The sequence below is a fragment of the Embleya sp. NBC_00888 genome, assembly GCF_045207655.1.
Classification (GTDB): Bacteria; Actinomycetota; Actinomycetes; order Streptomycetales; family Streptomycetaceae; genus Embleya.
The window spans coordinates 89,585-110,910 of the sequence record NZ_CP108784.1; the positions used below are offsets into that span (position 1 = coordinate 89,585).

Here is a 21,326-nt window from a genome sequence, read left to right on the forward strand (position 1 = left end):
AATACGAACAATGAAGACGGATCTCACACAAGTTGATCAAATCGGTCACGTCTAAACGGGACCCACGCCCGTTGTGGGCGTGTTCATTGGTCAGGGCACGGCTACGTGGCCGTGAACTGCTCGCACGGCACCTGCCGGGATCCCGCTCCGGGGACGTGGAAACCCACGCAGGCAGTGTGCGCTTGCGGCCGGTGCGTGACGTCGAACCAGTCGGCAAGGCAGTCGACGATTCCCAGCCCTCGCCCCCGCTCCTCCCCGGCCGCCGGGACCGCCGACATCGCCCTCGGGCCGAGATCGGTGACGTTGACACACAGTTCCGCGCCCGCGAGCACCGCACTCACATACATGTACGACCCGCCGTGTTCGGCGGCATTGGCCGCCAACTCGCCGACCACGAGGACCACCGAGTCCACGAGCTCCGCCTCGATGCCCCACCCGGTGACAAGCGTCGCGACGAACCGGCGGGCGATGCGGACCTGGGAGGCATCCGCAGTCAGGGCGACCGCGCCGTGGCGAGGCTGCGGGACGTCCAGCGAAGCCGGAGCCCGGGGGTGATCGCTCAGAACGTTGGTGAAACCGGACATGGCTTACCTCACACAGTCCGTAAGCCCCGAGGTGAAGGTTGAATTAAACCTGCTTCCAGAATGACACATACCACAACATTTATCAACGACTTCAAACATTTTGGATGTTCGCACGAAAACTCACTCGGTGGTCGCAGCACGAGGTCGTACGCGAGGCCCGCGTCCCGGACCGTCGCCGACCCGCGCAGCGCGTCCTCGCGCCGCAGTCGTTGGAGCCGGTTCGCTTCGGACCTGGTGCCCGAACCCTCACAACGCGCCCCGCCCGGAAGTTCGCGTCCCGGTTTGTCGAGGCGCCCGGCCGGCGCTGCGCCCTCTTCGTGGGGAGTCGGCGTGGGGTGACGGGCCGCAGCAGCGTGACGTGCCTGCGACGTCGCGGTCGCCGGTGGTGGTGATCTCCCGCGCGATGGCGTCGGCGCCGACGGCCTACAGGGTCGGGACGAGGGCGCGGGCCCCGAAACTCGTATCAGCGCACAGTGTGGCTCAGGTGACCGGCCGGGCGTGATGGCAAGGGACCCGGGGTGCGCCTTCGGCACTCGAGACCGCGGTCTGCTTCACGAAGCGGTGCAGGGCGAACTGTTCTCGATTCGACGCGCGCCGGGCAAGCTGAAGTACCTTGCCGGGTCGAAATCGGGCATGGGTGTGTTCATCAGCGACGTGCCGCCGGAGACCGCGGCGGCACGACTGCGGAAGGTCGGCGAATGAGGCTCATGGTCACCGGCGGCGCGGGCTACGTGGGCAGCGTCGTCACGGCGCGTCTGGTCGCGGCGGGGCACGAGGTGCTCGTGCTCGACGACCCGTCCACCGGCCACCGGGACGCCGTCCCGGACAAGGCGGTGTTCGTCGAGGGCCGCGTGCAGGACGCCGCGCGGCACCTCGACGCGAGCTACGACGCGGTCCTGCACTTCGCGGCCTCCTCCCTGGTGGGCGAATCGGTCACACACCCCGAGAAGTACCGGCACAACAACGTGGGCGGCTCGCTCGCCCTGCTCGACGCGATGCGCGCGCTGGGCATCGACCGCTTCGTCTTCTCCTCCACCGCCGCCGTGTACGGCGCCCCCGAGGTGTCGCCGATCACCAAGGACGCTCCCTGCGCCCCCACGAACCCGTACGGCGCCTCGAAGCTCACGGTCGATCGGCTCATCACGTCCTACGCCGCCGCGCACGGCCTGCGCGCCGTGAGCCCGCGCTACTTCAACGTCGCGGGTGCCTTCGAACGCTACGTCGAGCGGCACGCCACCGAAATGCACCTGATCCCGCTCGCGCTCCAGGTCCCGCACGGCACCCGCGACTCCGTCGCGATGTTCGGGAGCGACTACCCGACCCACGACGGCACCTGCGTGCCGACTACATCCACGTCGCCGATCTCGCCGACGCCCACCTGTTCGCTCTCGACGCGACCGCGCAAGGCGGCGTGGCCCAGGAACGAGGGAGCCACCTCGTCTGCAACCTCGGCAACGGAACCGGGTTCTCGGTCCGAGACGTGGTCGACGCGGTCCGCACCGTGACCGGCCACGCGACCCCCGTCCACCAGGCACCGCGCCGCGCGGGCGACCCGCCCGTCCTGGTCGCGTCGGCGCAACCGGCCCACGACGTCCTGGGATGGCACCCGACGCGCACGACCTTGGAGAGCATCGTCGCGGACGCGTGGTCGTTCCTGCGCAACGGTGAGGTGGCGCCATGAGCGACTTCGCCGTCGAAGGCGTGTGGGCGGCCCCCGGACGAGTCAACGTGATCGGCGAACACACCGACTACAACAACGGGTTCGTGCTCCCGATAGCGATCCCGCACACGACGCGCGCATCGGTGGGCCGGCGCACGGACGGGCTGCTGCGGCTCGCGTCCTCGCACGCCGGCGCAGAGCCGCTCGAACTCGCGGTCGCCGATCTCGCCCCCGGCACGCTGTCCGGCTGGACCGCATATCCCGCCGGGGTCGTGTGGGCGCTGCGCGCCGCCGGGTATGACGTGAGCGGCGGCGCCGACATCCGGATCGACAGCGACGTACCGGTGGGAGCGGGCCTGTCGTCGTCGGCCGCACTGTCGTGCGCGGTCGCCCTCGCATTCAACGACCTCCACGACCTCGGCTGCTCCCGCGTCGAGTTGGCGCGGATCGCCCAGCAGGTGGAGAACGACTTCCTCGGCCTGCCGACCGGCATGCTGGACCAGATGGCGTCCCTGGGCTGCACGGCCGGCCACGCCTGGTTCCTGGACTTCCGCGACCTGACGGGTTCCCATATCCCGTTCGACTGCGAGGGCGTGGGGCTGCGGCTGCTGGTGATCGACACCCGGGCCGCGCACGCACTGGTCGACGGTGGGTACGCCGCCCGGCGTGCGTCGTGCGAGGAGGCCGCACTGCTGCTGGGCGTACCGTCGCTACGCGAGATCACGGACCCGGACGCGGCACTGGCCGCGCTGCCGGCGGGACCGTTGCGCATGCGGGTGCGTCACGTGCTGACCGAGAACGTGCGCGTCCTGCGCACCGTGGCCGCGTTGCGAGCCGGCGACGTGCGCGCGATCGGCCCCGAACTGACCGCGTCGCACGCGTCGATGCGCGACGACTACACCATCTCGTGCCCCGAGTTGGACACCGCCGTGGACACCGCGTCGGCCGCGGGCGCACTCGGCGCCCGCCTGATCGGCGGCGGTTTCGGGGGCTCGGCCATCGCCCTGGTCGAGGAGGACGACTCGGGTGCGGTCGCCGAGGCGGTGGAAAAGACCTTCGCGGCACGCGGGTTCACCACCCCTCGCTTCTTCGAGGCCATCCCGTCGGCAGGGGCACGCCGCTTGTCCTAAACCCGGACCTCACCCCGCCCGCCAGACGGGGCGAGGTCCGGCGTCGACCGCGGGTCGGTCGAACTCCAGGCCCTACGCGATGGAGCGCAGCCGGGGAAGAGCGGACACACGTCGACCTTCACGTACAGTGCAGCCGAGAGGGGACTCAGGTCTGTCACGGCACACAGCTCTGGCCGCCCTCAACCCGCTCCGGAGGCTAAACCACAGAGCTACGTGTCGAACGCGCCGCAGCTCGGTTCAGTTGTGCAGCTATCGCAGAATTGAGACCGGCGCCCAGGTGGAGGCAACAGTGAAGTCCCCGACATGTCGCACGATGCGCGCCTGACTGAGCTGGCCCGAGTTTTGTACAGTCCGTCTGCGGTTGTTCACGCCGGACTGCGTGGTTTGCTCCCGGTCGGCCCAGTGTTGCTGCTCGTACTCGACCGATGGCATGTAGTCGAGCGCGAAGACGTCTACTACACGCCTGCCGGTGCATGGGAGTGGGCCTGGCCCACTCCCATGCACCGGCAGGTGTCGCCGACGGCTCAGCCGGCGATCTCGTCGAGCAGTGCCGCGAGTTCCGCGGGTCGCGAGAACATCGGCCAGTGGCCGGTGGGCAGCGCGCGCGTGTCGAAGGACTCGGCCTTGACGAGTTCGGCGAAGAAGGGGTGTTCGGCCGCGATCATGGCCTGAACCTGGTCGAGGGGGAACGTGCACGTGATCAGGTGCGCCGGCACCTTCAGGCGGGCCTCGTTCGAGACGCGCAACGGGCTCGCGGCCACCGCGTACGGCTGCGGCACCGCGCGTGCCCGCAGGACGGCGAGATGGGCGTCGGAGAGGCCGTCGAGCACCTCCGGGTCGGCTGTCGGGTCGAACGCGTTCGTGTATCGCCCTCCGTGCTCGGCGGCCTCCGCCTCGGCGCGCGTGCGCTCGGCCGGATCGATCACATCGAGCAGGGCGGTGCCGTCCCCGACCGGGCCGGCGTCGACGTAGACGATCCGGGCGATCCGCTCCGGGACGGCGTCCAGCGTTTCGTACGCGGGGAACGAGCCGCCCGAGTGGGCGACCAGGACCACGTCGGTGAGATCCCGAGAGGTGATCTCCTCGATCAACGCGCGGGTCTGGGTGGCGAGATCGACGCCCGCGACGTCGGCGCGGTCTGCCTCCAGACCCGGCAGCCGGACGGCGTCGCGCATGGCGTCGACGACCAGGCTGGTGCGCAGGTGGACGGCCCAGCCGGCAACCTTGCGGGTGGCGATGGTGCGCTCTCCGTGTCGGCGATGCCTGCCGACGAGGCCTGCGGCGCGCATCAGCCGCGCGATGCGGCGGCGCCCGACCCGGGCGCCGCCGCGGATCAGTACCGCATGCGGTTTTCTCCGCCTCGACGCCATCACAATCGGCGACGAAGAGGGATGGTACGACGACGCCCTACCGCGATGGCCCATACACCTGGAGACGTCCACATCGACACGAGATCCGGCCGCAGCGATGGCGGCCCACCGGCTGTCTGCCGCGGCCGGACCGGCTCGGTCCTGGACCGGGATCAGTTCGACGGCGGCGGACCGCCGAGGTGCACCATCTGACCGTCCTCGGTGTCGATCACCCTCGGCGCATCCGGGTCGTCGACCGGCACGCAGGGAGCGACCGTCCCCCTCGCAAGATCACTGTTGCCCACCGCCGTTCGCTGCTCCGACCCTTTGGGGCCGTCGAAGATCGTCTCGGTCAGCACCAGCGTTGTTCCCGGCGGGATCCGTTCCGGCCGGATCTCCTGCCATGCCTGGCGGAAGTACACGCTCTCCTCGTCGGTCATCAGCCGGTCCATCGGCGGCTTCACATGGTGGATCGCGGCCTCGACCGCGTCCCGGGGCAGCGTCCCTCCCGGGAACCGACCTGCCGCGCAGCCCTTTCCGGCAGGAAGGTAGTCGACCTTCGCCGGTACGCCCAGCCGGCGCAGCCGGGTTTCCACTGCCAGACGCCGGAGTTGACCCGCCCGGGGTGCCGAGGAACGAACCGCGTCGCCCTGGGAGGACCATTCCCCCACGCCCCCACCGGAGTCCGACGATGGAGACGACCCCGTGAACCGCCGCCACCTCCTGCGCGGCGCGCTCGCCACCGGCCTCACCGCAACCGCGCTCGGCGCCCTCACCGACACCCGGGCCTCGCTCGACCTCGCCCTCGCCGCCGAAAACGCCCCTGCCGAACTCTCCGACCTGGAGGCCGCCGCCGAGACGTACGGCTACGGCTACCACGGACAGGCCCCAACCCGCGTCCTCGCCAATCTCGCCGGCGACTTCGCCCGACTGAGGCCCCTGCTCGACGCCCCGCAGCCGGTGGCCGCCCGCATCCGGGTGTGTCGCACCGCCGGGCAGATGGCCGGAACCCAAAAGGGCCCGACTGCGGGCCGTGCACGCGGAGTTGGTGGCCGGCGACCCCAAACTCGCCGCCCGCGAGGAGTTTCGGCGCAAACCCCCACCGGCCCACATCTGCGGGTTCGCGGAAGAGGCACACGAAAGAAGCGAGACGGCACGCGAGATCAAGGCGAAGACCGGGACCCGCGACGACTTCGACGAGGAGGAATGGGCGATTCGATACGCCAACGACAAAGCCGCCCGCTGGTAGATCGACTCTGCGACCGCTCGTCCGGACACGGCGCCACGGCGTCAGGGCGAGCCCGGGCGGCTTCGGACCCCTGTGGTGTCCACGCCCCGGGAGGCACCGCTGTCGCGCAACCCGGATCCTCGCCCTGCTCGCCGTCGTTCCCGGTGTTCAGGGGCGTGCGTTCGCTGCTTCGAGAAGGTCGACGGGTGTGAGTCCGGTGTCTCCGCCGACCAGTTGCAGTGCGACTTCGGCGCGGGCCGCCAGGTCGAGGGGGTCGAGTTGTTCCACGAGTGCCGCGTGGACCATGCGGTCGAGTCCGGCGCCCAGGATGGGGGCGGCGGTGCGCAGTGCGGCGTCCAGGGCGACGCCTTGGGTGGATCCGCCGTGCAGGACGATGTTGCGGGCCCGGTACAGGCGTCGCATCGTCAGCTTCAGGGTGTCGGCGACGTCGCGCAGGACGACGCGGGGATTGGCCAGCATGTTCGTCATGCGCAGGGCCGCCGCGGGATCGCCCTGAGCAATGCGGCTCTTCCCCAGGCGGTGCCCGTACTCCCTCCGTAACCCGCCGGCCCCGGGTAATCCGGGCCGCGCCTGGATCGCCCTCGGAATCGCGCTGCAACACTACTGACGGGCCTGGTCGAACGCGCCCCCACCCACCCAGTTGCGGGCCCTGATGAACTCGGTCGGAGCAGATTGCGGCCTGCACCTTTGCCTCCCGAACCAACAAACCACCGCTAGAAAACGGGTTCGGGTGCGGGGCCGGGCCAGGTGTCGGGGTCGAGCATCTGCCACAGGGTGTGCGACAACCCGTCGACGCCGGTGTCCTCGACCTGCCTCATCCAGAGCGTCGGGGACAGCAACCGGTGGAGTTCGGGGGTGACGCTCTCCTCGATCACGGCGCGCAGGGCGTCGGGGGCGGGATCGTCGACCAGGCACAGCCATCCCAACGCGGCACTCACTCTCACCTCCGCGGGGCCGGTCGGGTCCGACCACAATGCGCGGGCCCAGGCGACGGTGGCGTCTGGGTCATGTTCGTGGGCGAGTTGGGCGATCGCCAGGACCAGGCACGCGCGCACGCGCGCGTCGTCCTCGATCCTCAGCCGCTCATGCAGGGCTGCGGAGATCTCCCGGGTCCGGCCGGAGGCTGCGGCGAGGGCGTACGCGGCCATCTCCCGCACCGGCGGGTCGGAGTCCTCCAGCAACCCGATCACCACGTCCGCGTCCGCGGCAACCGCGTCACGGGTCGCACGGATCGACCAATTCTGCACAGAGCCGTCCGAGGCGAAGCGCACATCATCGTCCGCATACGCGACCCGCAGCAGACCGGGTCGGGATCCGTCGTCCCAGAAGTCGCGACGCGCCGCCAAAGCACACAACCGAAGCACCGAGAATCGATCGTGCGTGGACGGGTCGGCCGCGATGCGCAGCAGGAACGGCACCGCCAACGCCCCCGCCGGGAAACGACACCCCTGATGGAACATGGCGCTCCCCACCGCCTCGCGCGCCTCCCGCGCCGCAGCGGGATCGGCGGAGCGCATCCGCTCCAACTCCCCGGGCAGACCGGGCTCGTGGGCGAACCGGGCGAACGGCACCCGGTCGTAGAGGAAACCATCCCGAACCTCGAGCGGTATCCCCGCCACCACCACCCGCACGTCCCGATCCGTCCCCTCAGACGGTTCGGCCCAATCATCGTGCGGCAACGCCCACTCGAAACCCTCGCCATCCACATCCACCGGCACACACTCCTTCGAAATTCCGTTCGGCACAATCGGCCGGCGCGGCCTGGCCCGAGGGACCCGGGGACGCGATGGCGGCGTTCCGCCGGGCCCACTCCTCCAGCCGCTCCGTCAAGGAGGCAACGGCCCATCGGGCATGGGGACCGGCGGCCAGCACGCGCAACTCGTCCAGCTGGTCGTGCCGGGCCAGGACGGGTCCACTCCACGATGTCGTTCGTCGAGCCGCACCTCGTCGATCCGCGTGCGCAGCACTGCGATCGCCTCGGCCCGCCGCGCTCCAACACCCGGGCCAACATGACGGTGCCGTTCCACGGTCCGTCCCCGCCGTCGAGCCAGCGCAACAGTTCAATCACGCGGGCGTCGCGCCCGCGACGGTCGGAAACGTCGACCAGGGCCTTGATGTGGTACCAGTCGCCCAGGCGCGGGCGCAGCACCTCGATCGCCTCGTCGACGCGGTCGTTGTCGGCGAGGAGTGAGGCCAGCGTGTTCCACGCGTGGCGTTCGCCGTCCTCGGCCCGGGCGTGTACCAGTGTGATCGCCTCCCGCCCCCTGCCCCACCCGTCCAACAACAGTGCAGCGTCCTCGACGGCCGGCCACCATCCGGTTTCGGCGAACGGGGCGATCTCCGCCCACGCCGCGTCGCGTTCGCCGCGCCCGGCCAACTCGTGTGCCGCGCCTCGGGCGCACCGCCACTCCCCCGAGCACGCACCACCGCCAACACGGCATCCAGGTGCCCGTATTGGAGAAGAAGGTCGACGGTGGGCGGCACCCCGTCGAAGAGGGGATGTTCCTGGCGCCGGAGATCGTCGAGGTTCACCCGCCGCACGGTAGAGGCCGGGCCCGACACAAGCCCACACCACGGTGTGTCCGTGGAAGATGTCGCCACGCCAACGGGTTCGAGGGTGCCGGCGACGGTGCGCTGTGGACACGCACCGATTCACCGCCCGCGCCGGCCAAACGAATCCCCGGATGTTCACTCGAAAGCGTGAACTGCCCTGTCCGTGTGTCCACAGGACAGCGTCGCCCGCCAGGAGGCGGCGCTGTGGGGCTCGTCGTGGCGGATCAACGCCCACGTCCGCGAATCCAGACCGTGGCAGGGCTCCACGGGGTCCGCGGGCTGGCACGCGGGCAAGTTGCGCAGGGTCACCGCGGGGGGGGCGCGCAGGGCCGCGGCCTCCGCAGGCGGCGCCGCAGGGTACGCGAAGACCGCTGCGCCTGCTGAGCGCGTCAGGCCGGTGGAGCCTGGCGGACGCGCCGGCGCCGCTTTCACCATTCCATCATCCACACAGTCGGAGCGAGGAAAGGCCAGACGAGCGGGACGAGGACGCGGTCCGTCAGCCGCTCCTTCAGCTGTGCCGGCGTGAAGTTCCCGATGCTCAGGGCGAGTTCTGGATCCCCCGGTCGTCAGCGCCTTGATGTCCCGGCGTGAGCGATGCTTGGTCAGCGCCCAGTTCGGCTCGCGGATCAGCTCGTCCTGTCCCGCTCGCGTGTGGCCTTGCCGAACAGCCGAATGGTGTGGGCGGGTCCGCTCGTCGCCAGAGCCGCGACGAGATCGGTGGACCAGTCAAGACCGGCACGGCTACAGAAGCCTTGATGAGGGCTGATCGAATGGAACCGGTCCAAACCTGCGCACTTCTTCGCTGCCGCCACAACCACGCATTCTCGGTCGAGTGGACGCTGCTCGCTGCGGAAGCGCCACCACACCGGGCGAACGATCTCCACCGGTTCCGATCGGCACAGTTGCTTGATGACCGCGTCCGCTTTGCGATCCTCGTCCAGATCGCGTAGCGCGGTCACCTGCAGGACGATGTGTTGCGGGAGCCAGTCACGTCGTCCCGGTCCTGCCGGCGGACCTCCCTTCCATATGGCGAGTTCGGCCTCTGTCCGGTCGATCATCCGAGACGCCTTCTCGACGTCGTGAGCGCCCAGGCGCAGCATCGCCTCGGCATGCGAGACCTGTTCCTCAAGCACGGCGATGCTCGCCACGCAAGACCGGTGTCCCGCCCTGCCGCTCAGAAAGGCGGGTCATCGTCACATCCGCGGATCCAGGGATCGACGAGCCTGTCCCTGGCGGCCAGCAGGGCCGGGAGGTCCTGTTCCTCGGCCTGGAGTATCCGCTCCAGGATGCGGGGCAACCCGGCTTCGTCCACGACCTCCAACCATGGGATCGGCGACATGAGTCGATCGAGTTCCTCGGTGACCGTCTCCTCCAGGACTGCACGCAACGCGTCCGGCAACGGGCCCTCGACCAGGCACGACCAAGCGAGCAACGCGCTCACCCGCACCTCCGCCGGCCGCGTCGCATCCGCCCAGCACGCCCGGGCCCAGGCGACGGTGTCGGCGTGGATCTTCGCGTGCTCACGGGCCAGTTGGGCCAGCGCCAGGACAATCCGCGCCCGTACTTGCGGATCGTCCTCGACACCGAGCCGTTCGTGCAGGGCGATCGAGATCTCGCGGGCCTTCCCGGAGGCTGCGGAGAGTACGTGGCAGGCCCGGCCGCGGACGTCCGGATCGGGGTCGTCCAGCAGATTCAGCAGGATCTGCGCGTCGGCGGCGATGGCGTCACGTGCGGCCTGGATCGACCAGTTCTGCGGGTACATGTTGGTGTCGTACCGCAGATCGTCGTCCCGGTAGGCGACCCGGAAGAACTCCGTACGTATCTCCACCACATGATATGAGTGGTCACTTCGTGCCATGTGGGCAACCAGCGACAGCACGCCCGACCGCCAGTAGGTCGAACGATCGGCGGCGATACGCAACAGGAACGGCACGGCCAAGGGCGCCGGCGCGGACGTCTGGTGCTGATGGCGCAAGCTCCACAGCTCGCCGAGCGCCCGCTCCGCCGCCTCCTCGTCGTCCGCGAAGCGAAGTTGCTTCAGGAGCCCGGGAATGTCTTCACCTCGCCCGAAGGGGTGAAAGAAGCGTTCCCACGGCACCCGCTCGTATCGGAAGCCGTCCTTGACGTCGACCGGCATCCGCGCCATCACCACACGCACATCCAGATCGGTCCCCCGACACCGCTCATAACCGCCCTCCTGCAAAAACACCCGGTCGTAACACGTCTCATGCACCTGCACGACATCCCCTACAAGTCCGCACTACAGGCTACAGAAGCGCCACTGGGCATCAGTGGGGCAGTCCCGCCTCGATCCGTCAGAGTATATGCCCATCAGCAATCTCGTAGGCTCCGGGCGTCATCGACGAGTTTCAAGATCTCCACTCCGTCAGCGACTGAAAATCACCAGCGCCTACTTTCTGTTTTTGTGATCTATCGAGTAGATAACTTGTGACGTCAGTCCCGATGGCGTCCGATGCCAGACGGTCAGGGATGAATTTCTGGGCAGAAGGTACGGCACGGTTGGTGAACATTCCCACGCGCCGCCAGTACAGACTCCCTTCGGATGATTGATAATTATATTAACATTGACATTCTCTTCATGTAGTTTTCTCATTTCCCACGCAACCTTTACTTCAACATGAGAGGACGTCGGATACCGATCAACACCATTACCGTCGCGAGGAAATGTAACGCCAGGCATCCGAGTGTCGGCGAGAAATCGAAGGTAATTATCTATTTCCGAAGACTCATAATTCGCTTCACCACTTGACATCCTTCCCTGCACTCGCCCCGCCTCGTCAACAATTGCTCCATGGGTCTTTCGATTTTCTTCAGTCCACTTCGGAAGACCTGCCTCGATATTCTCGTAGGCCTCACGAGCATCGTCAGTCAGTTTTCCAGGTTCGCAATTGTGAACCAAAACCGGCGTCGCGCCTGCCAGCACGTGGTACGTGTGATCGGTGTCGACGGTCAGGTCGTAGGTGCGTCGTTGGTTGGTATAGACCTGTACGGCGGAGACCTGGACCCAGGTGCCTGAGGCGGTTTGGAGCCACTGGCCGGGTTCGAGATCACCGGCGTTGACCCACTGCTTCAGATCGGGAATCCAGAACGGATGATTGGTGGTGGCGATGATCGAGGCGTCACCTCGGTCCGTTCGGACGGTGATCTCGGCGAATTCTTTGTCGTCCTCGGTGGTGATCGAGGCCAAAACGGTGCGGGGTTTGCTTTCGCCCGTCTGGGGATCGGTGGACAGCACCGAGTCGCCCGGCTCAACCTCCCGAATGGGCTTGGCCGAGCCGTCGGCCATCAGAACGCCGGTGTCCGGGAGAAAGCTGTGACAATCTCCATCATCACCGCCACGGCTACCCCAACGCCAACCCCAGCTAAAACCTTCGAGCAAGGTGTTCGGCGAACAAATAAACCATCTCTCCTTCCGGCAGCGATCCGCGAGGGTGCCGGTCAAGGCCACAGCCGCCGCGGCTACTGCTAGCGAGAGGTCGGCGGGAAGTTGTTCGGGTGAATCTGCGGTCCGGAATCCACTCGTTCCCGTGCCTGCGGATGAGTGCTTGCCACTCCGACCACTTTGATAGGAAATAGTCGTTACGGGGTTACTGCCCTTTCGTTTGGCCGTTTCGGCTGCCCGATGTTGTCTCTTCTTCTGCTTCTTGTCCTCACCGCCAGCCGCTGCCCCTATGGCTTCGCCTATACCGAAGAGACCCGTCGGGTCGCTGACCGTCGCGGGATTGTTCCCGGAGTAGGTGTAGCCGTGCATTTGCTGGTTGTCGGTGAGGTCCATCAGGGGGTCGACACTGATGAAGCGTCCGAGGGTGGGGTCGTATTCGCGGGCGCCGACGTGGGTGAGGCCGGTGCTGTCCATGGGCTTGCCGAGGAAGCCCTTGTCGTCGGGCCATTGGCCGTTGGCCTGGGTGGGTTGGGTGCCGCGGGGTTCGCCGAAGGGCTTGGACTGGCGGCGGGTGGCGGTCAGGTCGGCGGCGTCGAGGGTGCTGGTGGGGGTGCCGTGGTGGTCGGCCGCCACATAGATCAGGGCGCCCGACCCGCTGCGGACGACGGTGGAGCCACCGGCGGTCGGGTAGTACCTGGTGCCCACGACCGGGCCGGTGCCGTTGCTGTTGGTGGTGAGTTCGTCGCCCCCGAGGTAGAGGGTGGTCTTGCCTGCCTCGCGGCGGATGATGCGAGTGCCGTCGGCGTCGTAGAGGGATTCGCTCGTGCCGGTGGCGGAGTCGACCTTGGTGAGCTTGTCCTCTTCGTTCCAGGTGAGGGTCTGGAGGTTGGCGTCGGCGCCGGGGCGGGTCTTGACGCTGCCGTTCGCGTCGTAGGTCAGGCCCGTGGTGACGGCCTCGCGGGTACCGGTCTTGAGGGTGACGGTCTCCAGGCGGTGGGTGCGGTCGCCGGCCTGGGCGCCGGGGCGATAGCCGTACTCGGTGGTGACGTTCTTGGCCGGGTCGTCCGTCACGTCGTGCTCGACGAGTTTGATGCGGTTGCCCACCGCGTCGTAGTCGAAGGACTGCCAGTACGGGTCCGGGCCGCCGACGGTCGCCGTGCTCGGGGCCTGGGTCACGCAGCCGCCGATACCGGGGACCTTGGGGGCGGGCAGGGTGGTGGTGCCGGCGGTGTCGGTCCAGGCTTGCTTGAGGCGACGATGGCCGTCGTAGGCGAAGCCCCGAGATGAGGGGACGGGTGCGCACCGCTGCCCAGCCCATATCCGCCAGATTTGAGCTGGTGTTTCAGGCTTGAGGAGCGTTCAGCCGCTGGTTCCTCTCGTACACCTTCCCGTCTCGCTTGCCGGGCCCGCTCCGTCTGGCGATACCGGACCGTCCCGTCGTTGTCGGGGCTGCTTTCGACCTCGCCGGCGTCTCCCGGTTCGGTCTGCCCCCAGCTTCACCGCGCTGCTGCGACAGCACGGCGGTGGCGGTCTTCCGCCTCCACTCGGTTGCACAGCGCTTCACGGCGCTCGTGGTCGGCTTCCCAGGTGTGGTTGCGCCAGGTGCGGGGTCGTTTGGCGAACACGTCCAGCGCCCGGGCCGCTTCGGGGCCGTTGCGGTAGCCGGCCCGCTCCCCCGCGGTCAGGTCCCGGCGGATCGCGCGCAGGAACGTCGACAACGACGGCACCGGATCCAGCACCGGCACGCCGGCCGGCGGAGCGCCACCTGGGAGCGGCATGCCGCCCGGCCGGGGCGGTGACGAGGCGGGCGAGGCGGCGTCGCCGGCCGTCGTGCCCGGACCGGTGGCCTGAGGGGCACGCGGCAGTAGGGTGGGGCGGAGCTGCTGCGAGAGATCAGGAGGCGGTCGTGATGGGCGAGCCGAACGTCGAGACGTCGGGGGACGTGCCGCTGTTTCCGATGCCGCCGGTAACCGAGCAGGCTCTGCGGGTGGCGGTGCTCTCGCTCGACCCGGCCGCGGCCGTGCGTTTCGAACAGGAATTCCACGCCGCCTGGCAGGAAGCCGTCCAAACGGACAGTACCGTGCCCATGCACACGTTCCTGCGTCGTTGGGCGGTGTTCGTCGCGCTACGGCGTGTACCCGCCCGCGCAAGGCGGCTGCGCGAACTCGAGCGGGCGATCGCGGACGCCGACACCCTCGCCGCCGCCCGGCCCGCCGCCGCCGAGATCGCCGCCATGTTGGACCAGGCCGCCCGCGAAGCCGCCGCGTGAGCGACTGGACCTGGGAATACGAACCCGATGCCGACCATGTCGTCGGCGGCCTGACGCCTCGGGTTCGCGCCGACGTGGACGCCCTGGCCCAGCGTTTGGCCGACGCCGCCGCCGTGCGATACCTCGGCGACCCCTCCGAACACGATTCCGGCGTGTCGGGCATCCGTGATCACGCCGAGGGCCGCCTGATCGTCTGGTACATGGAACACCGACGCCTCGCCGTCCTGCTCGTACTCCGCGTCCAACACTGGCCGGACCCCGACCACGACTGACACGCGGCGAAGGAACCCCGCGTGTCATGCCCCTTCGATGGCACGAATCCTTCCTCGGGACGACCCGGCACGAGTCCGGCGAACGTCGGTCCGGCAGCGAAGGACGAATCACGGGTCGGCAGGGCGCGGTCCGCATTCTTGCCGGAGCCGCGGTGGCGGGCCGCCTACGGGTGCGAGGCGGCCGTCGCCCAGGTGCGGAAGTTCCCCCCGCGCGTGCGTGTGGTCGGGGTGGAGCAGGCCCTCGTCGGTCGCGGTGTGCCACAGGAGGTGGAACAGGCGGAGTGCGTCCGGGACTTGGGCGGTGTCGAGGCGGGGTGTGTGCTGCCAGGGTGAGGACGCGGGAGGCCGGCGCGGGAGCCCTTGCCAGAGTGCGCTCGGCGCCCGCTCCGCACAGCACGAGGCTGGTGTGGGTGGTGGGGGCGTCCGCCAGGAGGCGGAGGTAGTCGAGTTCGGGAGCGGCGATGCGTTGGACGTCGTCGATCACGAGCACACCCGGGGGCTCGAAGGCGTCCAGGAGCGCGCGGTCGGCCGCGTCGGTGCGGTTCGTCAGGCGGGCGGCAGGCAGGCCGAACGCGGTGAGCACCGCGGCGCGCAACTGCGGCAGGGCCGGCTTCACCGCGACCGGCGCGCGGCGTACCGGGACCCGCCTGGGCAGCAGACGCAACGCTTGGTGAACGGAGACAGTCTTGCCGTGGCCGGGGTCGCCGTACACGCACACGATCCCGTGGGCGGTGACGGTGTGGGCGAGCGCTTCGGTGACCTCGCCGAGTTGGCGCGTCGACACGACGTGCGCGCCGGGCGTGTATAGACGCACGCCGTGTGCGAACGGCGACGGCTGTGTCGCGGCGGGGTCGGTCCCGGCCGCCTTTGCGGTGTGTTCGCCGGCGGGCAACGAGGCGGTCCGGCCGGCCTCGTCGACCGTGCACGGGAGCGCGAGTTCGGCCAGGGCGCGGTCGTAGCGGTCCGGGTCGCGTCGGGCGTGAGCGGGCCGGGACACCTCCAGCACACGGCCGGCGCGCAGTTCTCGGCGTACCGCGTCGTGCACCGTCGTCAACGAGGGCACCCATCCTGCCTCTCGGCCGGGCCAGGGCTCGGGGGGCTGGTCGTGCATCCATCGACGCCCTCGCCACGAGCGGGCGCGCCCTGATGGTCCTGGGCCGCCGCCAACAGACCACCGCGCCCGCCCGTCCCCGGTCGTCACCGGGCTCCACGGCGGACGCGCCTGCCACCTCGCGGAAGCCGCCCGACGCCGCGGGAGGGCAGAGGGCTGGGTGCCGGTGGCGACGTCCTCGTACCCAGCGCGGCCGCGTGATCAGTACAAACAGGACCGGGGCCTTCAGACGCACAAGGCTATGTGCAACACACCCGGGCGTTCTCAACGAAACCGCGCCCCCCAGATCAGGTCCCCAAGACCCTCGCCACCCCAGCTCACACCACCACCCGCACACCAACCACACTGCGAAATCACATGACGGTTCCGGCGGACGGGGATCCGAGAGGAACCCGCCCGGAGCAGCGGCCCGGTCGGCGGCGATGATGGAGGCCATGATCGCCGCAGCCACCCAGTTCGCCCCGGTCGCCGGGGACATCGACACCAACGTCCGCACCATCGCCGGGCTGATCCGGGCCGCCGGGGCCGACGGCGCCCGCATTGTCGTCTTCGCCGAGCTCGCCGTGACCGGCTACGAGCCGACGCTGATCCGGAACACGCCCAGCCTCGTCCTCACCGAGGACGACGCCCGCCTCGAACCCGTACGGGAGGCGTGCCGCGCCGTCTCGGCGGCGGCGGTCGTCAACGGTCCCGTACGCACGGCGGAGGGCCGGCCCGCGGTCACCTCGCTCGTCATCGGTCCGGACGGCGGACTCCTCGCCCGGTACGACAAGCAGCATCTGTACGGCATCGAGCAGGAGGTCTTCGCGGCGGGCGGCCGGGACGGCCGCTTCGAGCTGGACGGCACCCGGTTCGCGCTGGCCACCTGCTACGACAACCGCTTCCCGGAGCTCGCCGAGCGGGCCGCCTCCGACGGCTGCACGGTCTATCTGGCGAGCTCGGTGCTCTCCGCCGACAACGACTCGTTCGAGAAGGTCTATCCGGTGCGGGCCCGGGAGTTCGGTCTCCACGTGGTGCTCGGCAACGTCCTCGGCAGCAACGAGCACTGCGTGGGCTGCGGCGCCGCCGGTGCCTGGAACCCGGACGGCGAACGGATCGCCGACGCGGGCACCGAGGCACCGGGCCACGTGCTCGCCGGGGTCGGCTGAACCGGGCGCTGTATAGCCGGATCGGGCGTGAGCCGATTCCCCGCCGGACACTGTGCCGCACGTGCCGGAAAGCACGGTCTCTCCGGCGACCTGGGAGATCATGCCGACAATCCCAGATAGCCCCGCCACACAGCCGGGAAGAGCGTCCGGCCTATCACTCCGCGTTCGTGACCGTCCGCACCCCGGCCATCGACACCCTAGCCATCAGCGTGCACACGCTGATGATCCTGGGCCGTCACCAACAGACCACCGCCCGCCCGGCGTTGATCGTCACCGGCCCCGCCGCGGCAGGGAAGACCACCGCCCTGCTCCACGTCGGACGCGCCTGCCACCTCGCGGAGGCCGCCCGACGCGGCGACAGAGCGGAGGGCCGGGTGCCGGTGGCGTACGTCCTCGTGCCGCCGGGCGCGACCGCCAAGGCCCTCGCCGTCGAGTTCGCCCGCTGTCTCGGCATCCCCGTCGGCACCCGGATGACGCAGGCCCAGATCACCGTGGCCGTCTGCCACACCTACAACCGGGCAGGCGTCCGCCTCGTCCTCATCGACGAGAACCCACCGCCCTCGACCCCCGCACCACCACCGGCGCCGAGACCGCCGACCTGCTGAAAGACCTCACCGAACGCATCGGGGCAACATTCGTGTACGCGGGCATCGACGTGACCGCCACACCGTTGTTCGGGGGTGTACGCGGGGCGCAACTCGCCGGACGGGCCTCACTCGTCGAGTGCGGCGCGTTCCCCGCGCGGCTCGGGAAACACGAACCGTTCACCAAGCTGATCGCCGGGTTGAAAGCCACCCTCGACCTGGACGCACACCGCGCGGGGACGCTCCCCCCCACCTCGCGCCCTATCTCCACCAACGCACCGCCGGCCGGATCGGCAGCCTCATCCGCCAAGCCGCCATCACCGCGATCGTGGACGGCACCGAACGCATCACCAAAACCAGCCTCGACCGGATCCGCCTGGACCACACCGCCGAAACACACCAACGCCCTGGCACCGGGTCCCGCACACCCGGCGGTAGACACACTCTGGCCCTGCAACCATGCAAAACCCTGTGACCTGCACAAACACGGTTCGGGCCTTTAAACGCACAGGGCTATGTGAAACACACCCGGGCTTTCTCAACGAAACTGCGACACCGCCAGGTCAGGCCCCCGCAGCCCCCACCCGGACGGCCACAAAACGTTCTCACCCAACCTGCAACACCCCAGCTCACACCACCACCCACACACCAACAACCACTGCGAAATCACACCTTCGGGAACGCCGCGCGCGCGACCATCCGCGTTGCCTCGGGAACCCCCCGACCCGAACCCCGACCCATCGACACCACACCACCCCGTCCCGCGACCGCACGACGAACACCCCTGACAGGCCGCGACTTCAGGCTCCATCCCGCAGATCCCGCGTAACTGCAAGATCACCCAGGTTCACCCAATTGAGCAACAGGGTCGTCGACAGCTGGTGCAACCTCCGCAGGCTGCACAGCAGCCTCGGCTATCGTCGCGGCCTGGCCACAACGACGGTGTCCGTCAAAGCGGAGCAAGCTCATACCCATCTTGGCCCACATCGCCCACCACCTCGAAGCCGCCCGCTCGGCGGTCGCACCCAACAACCTCCTGCGGGCCCGGCACCACCACCGGGCCCGGTCGGCAGCCACGGCAGACGAAGGCTTCATACGTGCTCCGCCCGCCACACCACGCCTTCGGGGTCTGGCAGGATCAACTGGAGGATCCGGTTCGAAGCAACGTCGACGCTCCATGAAGCGTTAGGGCGATGCCAGATAACAGTTCTATCGCCGTGCTTTCGTTGCGCGAACGCAAAATCGTTGTCTTCCCAATGGAAAACGGAAAACTTCACGTCGTCGAGACTATCCCAGCTTCGTTCCACAGTTAGGACCAGTCGCTTTGAAAGATCCTCGATCGGATAGGTCAAGGTGAGAATCGGCCTGAAAACAGCCTCCACGACCGACCAGACTCCCAGTTGGCGAACTGGATTGACACCAAACGACCCAGGATTTCCAGAAAGGGTCGCCGATCGCCATTCGGGATCTGGTTCCGGAATTGGAGCAAGCACGATCATTCCTCTCTTCGAAGGTATGGCTTTTTAATACATAAAGGGAGAGAAGAACGGCTGCTGCCCCGAGAAGCTTGATGCAGGAATCTGCGTATTCTTCGTGATAATCACCGGAACCTTGACTGTGTCAAGACCGTTTTCAACAGCCTTTATCGTTCCGGGTGATCCGATTGGCCACGTCGGACCCCACGGACCCGTTCCTCGCGGCTTGATTGGAGTATACATCTCAACTCCCCGCTCCCCTGGTTTCAGCGCTCCCGGCCAAACCTCCGCCCGCGCTTCACTCCCGAAGAACCCGCCCGGCTTACCCTGCCCCCACAGTTGTCCCGAGTCCTGCATAAGCGCAGCATCAGCATCCGTCTGCGTCTTTGATTCAATGCGCTTGAACGGGCCGTAGAGTTCCTTCCAGCCGCCATCCAGCTTCTTGGCGTTTCTTTCTGCCAACATCGCGGCATCATCCGCCGTCGCCAAGGCCCCGGTGACCGCATCCTTGCTCGCGATCCGGGCTGCGGCGGCCTTCGATGCCCCTTCGAGTGACGCCTTTGCTGCAGCACCGGTTCCGCCGGTCAGGAGCAATCCTCCCACCGTGATACCGGCTTCCAGGCATGTCCCGTTGACCCCAGGGTCCATCCCACACTCCACGACGGATTTAGCGCCCGAGTATTCGTAAACAATCTTGAGTCCGGAAGTTAGCCAGTTTCCCCCGCTGCCCTTCGGCTTTCCCGCCGTAAGCTTCTTGGTCCCATACCTGGCGATCAGCCCGGGGTCCGCGCCCGTCCCCGACCCGCCGTTTCCGCCAGTGGTTCCAACGGTCTTGACGGGCGTTGTGGGCGCTGCGCTAGTGGCGCCGCCGTTGTGTTCGGCGGGTGCTCCTTCGTGTCCAGGGTTGTTGTACGGCGGCGAACTGACCGGGCCCCTCAATGCCGAGGACGTACCGGAACTGCTCGTGACCATCACGAATTTGCGCTCCCGACTGCGCGAGCGACGTTCCGCCGCCGCCCACGACGGTGGCCGGCAGGATTTCGCCAAGACGGAACCGGCGTTCCCCAGATAGGCGAAGAAGATGGCGGCCACCTGGCCGGACCGTTCGTGGACGCCACGTCATGCGGTGCCGACGACGGAGAGTCGAACACCTGGGCGTGCGGCGATCGCCTCGGGGCGGGTGATGGCCTCCCGACCGTAGCGCGCCTGGGCGAGTTCGAGGTCGTGTTTCCCCCTACCACTACACGCTCGATCACTCGCCCAGGACCTATCCGCGTGACCTCCAAGGCACTTCGCGCACTGGCACCACCTCCGCAAGCTGCGGGCCAAGGCGGACTGCGGCCCCCGGCCTCAACACCCTCAGCGAACACCGGCAGCAGTCCACCCAGGTCGGTGCCTTCCTCGCCTGGCTCGCCCACCAAGGGCACACACTGGCGACAGCAACCCAAACCTTGGAAACCTGGCGCGGCGAGAATCGCGCCACCCGACGTGCGTCCCCGCCGTTCCTTCGCTGGTGTATGGAAGCGCGCGCCGCATACCGCGGCCGACCATCTTCCACCACGCAACTCGCGGGCCGGCACAAGCGGTTGGCCGTCCTGGGTGATGAACCTCTTCACCCACTGGCTCTTCCCGGTGCCGCCCGCCTACAGCCGCTGAACCGACCACCTGGCTCGGTGCCCTCCGCGGCCTCGCCGTCCCGACCGACGAGCCCGCACGTCCACCATCGGGCACCTCGTCTTTCGGGCCTCGGCTCCCGTGATCGCCAAGGCCCTCGGCCATCGCGACAAGACTGCCACTCGGCTGGTCACCGAGGCCGGCGACACCTGGGGCCGACACGCGCCCGGAGACAACACATGGTGACGAGGCGCCTGTCATCCCGGGCGAATGCCCGACGCCTCGCCTTGAGGGCCCACCAGTCCCGGTTCGACCCCGACGATCAGCGGCGCGGGGTGATGTTCATCGGCGGGTCGAACGAGATCCAAACGTCGGGCGGCAGGTCCGGTCGGTGGGTCACCGGCCTGCGCTCCTCAGTCCAGGCGTCACCGGCAATCTCTCCGGCGACGCGACGCCAGAAGCGAACCGCCCCCGGGTTGGCGTATTGAAAGGGGACCTCCCAGGGGCCTCGGTGCCTGGCGATCACCTGCCGAACGGCATCCAGACCGATCCCCGCCCTGCGTGCTCCACGAACGACGAAGAAGCTGTTCAACACGCGCTTCGGGCCGGTCAGACCCCGGACGAAGGCAAGGCCGGCCGGGCGTGTGCCGATCGTCACGAGGTAGGCCGCCCAGTCGGTGTCGGTGAGAGCGAGGTCGGGCCGATCGGTGTAGAACGTCCCGTCGCTATCAGGAAGGACTTCATCGAACTCCGACAAGTCGTGACGGAACATCAGCCACAGCCGCTCCACCACGGGACGGTCGACAATATCTGCCAAGCGCACGGAAACGTCCGGCACGAGACTCCTCACGACAGCCGGCCCGAACACGTCGGACCGGACCACGAAAATTGTTCCCAACGAAGGTGTATCCGACCGACCTCCGCC

General features: G+C 68.4%; 17 protein-coding genes and 4 pseudogenes. 8 read left to right on the forward strand and 13 right to left on the reverse strand.

The window, feature by feature from the left end; all coding sequences use genetic code 11:
• Positions 1-101 precede the first annotated feature (101 nt).
• On the reverse strand, positions 102-584 hold the full coding sequence (locus tag OG948_RS00380; RefSeq protein WP_406292803.1) for an ATP-binding protein: 483 nt from the start codon (positions 582-584) through the stop codon (positions 102-104).
• Positions 585-1,148: 564 nt separating this feature from the next.
• On the opposite strand from OG948_RS00380, the pseudogene OG948_RS00385 reads away from it, so the two are divergent.
• From OG948_RS00385 to galK, 3 genes and pseudogenes are all read left to right on the forward strand, one after another.
• Positions 1,149-1,286 (forward strand): annotated as a pseudogene (locus OG948_RS00385) (galactose-1-phosphate uridylyltransferase); the annotation flags it as partial.
• Positions 1,283-2,265: pseudogene (gene galE / locus OG948_RS00390) on the forward strand (UDP-glucose 4-epimerase GalE). The pseudogenes OG948_RS00385 and galE, both read left to right, overlap by 4 nt.
• On the forward strand, positions 2,262-3,374 hold the full coding sequence (galK, locus tag OG948_RS00395; RefSeq protein ID WP_406292805.1) for a galactokinase: 1,113 nt from the start codon (positions 2,262-2,264) through the stop codon (positions 3,372-3,374). Before galE ends, galK begins: the two are co-directional and overlap by 4 nt.
• Before the next feature lie 524 nt (positions 3,375-3,898).
• Here galK and OG948_RS00400 read toward each other — a convergent pair.
• Both OG948_RS00400 and OG948_RS00405 read right to left on the reverse strand, forming a co-directional pair.
• On the reverse strand, positions 3,899-4,663 hold the full coding sequence (locus OG948_RS00400; RefSeq protein WP_406292806.1) for an alpha/beta fold hydrolase: 765 nt from the start codon (positions 4,661-4,663) through the stop codon (positions 3,899-3,901).
• Between the two features lie 233 nt (positions 4,664-4,896).
• Positions 4,897-5,394: a hypothetical protein gene (locus tag OG948_RS00405; protein WP_406292808.1), complete on the reverse strand. Its 498-nt coding sequence runs from the start codon at positions 5,392-5,394 to the stop codon at positions 4,897-4,899.
• 362 nt (positions 5,395-5,756) lie between these two features.
• On the opposite strand from OG948_RS00405, the gene OG948_RS00410 reads away from it, so the two are divergent.
• On the forward strand, positions 5,757-5,972 hold the full coding sequence (locus OG948_RS00410) for a hypothetical protein (protein ID WP_406292810.1): 216 nt from the start codon (positions 5,757-5,759) through the stop codon (positions 5,970-5,972).
• 147 nt (positions 5,973-6,119) lie between these two features.
• Here OG948_RS00410 and OG948_RS00415 read toward each other — a convergent pair whose 3' ends face one another.
• The 6 genes from OG948_RS00415 to OG948_RS00440 all read right to left on the reverse strand — a co-directional run bounded on the left by OG948_RS00415 (position 6,120) and on the right by OG948_RS00440 (position 13,706).
• The gene (locus OG948_RS00415; protein WP_406292811.1) at positions 6,120-6,440 is read right to left on the reverse strand and encodes a hypothetical protein; all 321 of its coding nucleotides are present in this window, start codon (positions 6,438-6,440) and stop codon (positions 6,120-6,122) included.
• A gap of 245 nt (positions 6,441-6,685) precedes the next feature.
• Positions 6,686-7,684, reverse strand: coding sequence for a hypothetical protein (locus tag OG948_RS00420; RefSeq protein ID WP_406292812.1), 999 nt, complete (start codon positions 7,682-7,684; stop codon positions 6,686-6,688).
• Between the two features lie 1,467 nt (positions 7,685-9,151).
• Positions 9,152-9,673, reverse strand: coding sequence for a hypothetical protein (locus OG948_RS00425; protein ID WP_406292813.1), 522 nt, complete (start codon positions 9,671-9,673; stop codon positions 9,152-9,154).
• A 26-nt stretch (positions 9,674-9,699) separates the two neighbouring features.
• Positions 9,700-10,764, reverse strand: a complete 1,065-nt coding sequence (locus OG948_RS00430; protein ID WP_406292814.1) for a hypothetical protein — start codon at positions 10,762-10,764, stop codon at positions 9,700-9,702.
• Between the two features lie 171 nt (positions 10,765-10,935).
• Entirely contained in the window at positions 10,936-13,104 is a 2,169-nt protein-coding gene (locus OG948_RS00435; RefSeq protein ID WP_406292816.1) for a polymorphic toxin-type HINT domain-containing protein, read from the reverse strand.
• A gap of 320 nt (positions 13,105-13,424) precedes the next feature.
• Positions 13,425-13,706: a hypothetical protein gene (locus tag OG948_RS00440; protein WP_406292818.1), complete on the reverse strand. Its 282-nt coding sequence runs from the start codon at positions 13,704-13,706 to the stop codon at positions 13,425-13,427.
• A 131-nt stretch (positions 13,707-13,837) separates the two neighbouring features.
• On the opposite strand from OG948_RS00440, the gene OG948_RS00445 reads away from it, so the two are divergent.
• Positions 13,838-14,197, forward strand: coding sequence for a hypothetical protein (locus OG948_RS00445; protein WP_406292820.1), 360 nt, complete (start codon positions 13,838-13,840; stop codon positions 14,195-14,197).
• The gene (locus OG948_RS00450) at positions 14,194-14,469 is read left to right on the forward strand and encodes a hypothetical protein (RefSeq protein ID WP_406292822.1); all 276 of its coding nucleotides are present in this window, start codon (positions 14,194-14,196) and stop codon (positions 14,467-14,469) included. The genes OG948_RS00445 and OG948_RS00450 overlap by 4 nt, the downstream gene beginning before the upstream one ends.
• 442 nt (positions 14,470-14,911) lie before the next feature.
• Here OG948_RS00450 and OG948_RS00455 read toward each other — a convergent pair.
• A pseudogene (locus tag OG948_RS00455) lies at positions 14,912-15,580 on the reverse strand (ATP-binding protein); the annotation flags it as partial.
• A 434-nt stretch (positions 15,581-16,014) separates the two neighbouring features.
• Between OG948_RS00455 and OG948_RS00460 the strand changes: the two are divergent.
• Both OG948_RS00460 and OG948_RS00465 read left to right on the forward strand, forming a co-directional pair.
• Positions 16,015-16,728 carry a carbon-nitrogen hydrolase family protein gene (locus OG948_RS00460; RefSeq protein WP_406292824.1) on the forward strand — a complete coding sequence of 238 codons (714 nt, stop codon included), beginning with the start codon at positions 16,015-16,017 and terminating at the stop codon, positions 16,726-16,728.
• 125 nt (positions 16,729-16,853) lie between these two features.
• A pseudogene (locus OG948_RS00465) lies at positions 16,854-17,787 on the forward strand (TniB family NTP-binding protein); the annotation flags it as partial.
• Positions 17,788-18,403: 616 nt separating this feature from the next.
• Here the strand turns inward: OG948_RS00465 and OG948_RS00470 are convergent.
• From OG948_RS00470 to OG948_RS00480, 3 genes are all read right to left on the reverse strand, one after another.
• The gene (locus OG948_RS00470) at positions 18,404-18,811 is read right to left on the reverse strand and encodes a hypothetical protein (RefSeq protein ID WP_406292825.1); all 408 of its coding nucleotides are present in this window, start codon (positions 18,809-18,811) and stop codon (positions 18,404-18,406) included.
• 24 nt (positions 18,812-18,835) lie between these two features.
• On the reverse strand, positions 18,836-19,762 hold the full coding sequence (locus tag OG948_RS00475) for a hypothetical protein (protein WP_406292827.1): 927 nt from the start codon (positions 19,760-19,762) through the stop codon (positions 18,836-18,838).
• A 961-nt stretch (positions 19,763-20,723) separates the two neighbouring features.
• Complete coding sequence (locus OG948_RS00480) at positions 20,724-21,239, reverse strand: GNAT family N-acetyltransferase (RefSeq protein ID WP_406292829.1); 516 nt, start codon at positions 21,237-21,239, stop codon at positions 20,724-20,726.
• Between the last annotated feature and the right edge of the window lie 87 nt (positions 21,240-21,326).

Coding starts and splice junctions, on each gene's coding strand:
- OG948_RS00400 (WP_406292806.1), bottom strand. CDS start 4,663: ATGCGCGCCGCAGGCCTCGTCGGCAGGCATCGCCGACACGGAGAGCGC.
- OG948_RS00380 (WP_406292803.1), bottom strand. CDS start 584: ATGTCCGGTTTCACCAACGTTCTGAGCGATCACCCCCGGGCTCCGGCT.
- galK (WP_406292805.1), top strand. CDS start 2,262: ATGAGCGACTTCGCCGTCGAAGGCGTGTGGGCGGCCCCCGGACGAGTC.
- OG948_RS00470 (WP_406292825.1), bottom strand. CDS start 18,811: ATGATCGTGCTTGCTCCAATTCCGGAACCAGATCCCGAATGGCGATCG.
- OG948_RS00445 (WP_406292820.1), top strand. CDS start 13,838: ATGGGCGAGCCGAACGTCGAGACGTCGGGGGACGTGCCGCTGTTTCCG.
- OG948_RS00415 (WP_406292811.1), bottom strand. CDS start 6,440: ATGACGAACATGCTGGCCAATCCCCGCGTCGTCCTGCGCGACGTCGCC.
- OG948_RS00440 (WP_406292818.1), bottom strand. CDS start 13,706: ATGCCGCTCCCAGGTGGCGCTCCGCCGGCCGGCGTGCCGGTGCTGGAT.
- OG948_RS00460 (WP_406292824.1), top strand. CDS start 16,015: ATGATCGCCGCAGCCACCCAGTTCGCCCCGGTCGCCGGGGACATCGAC.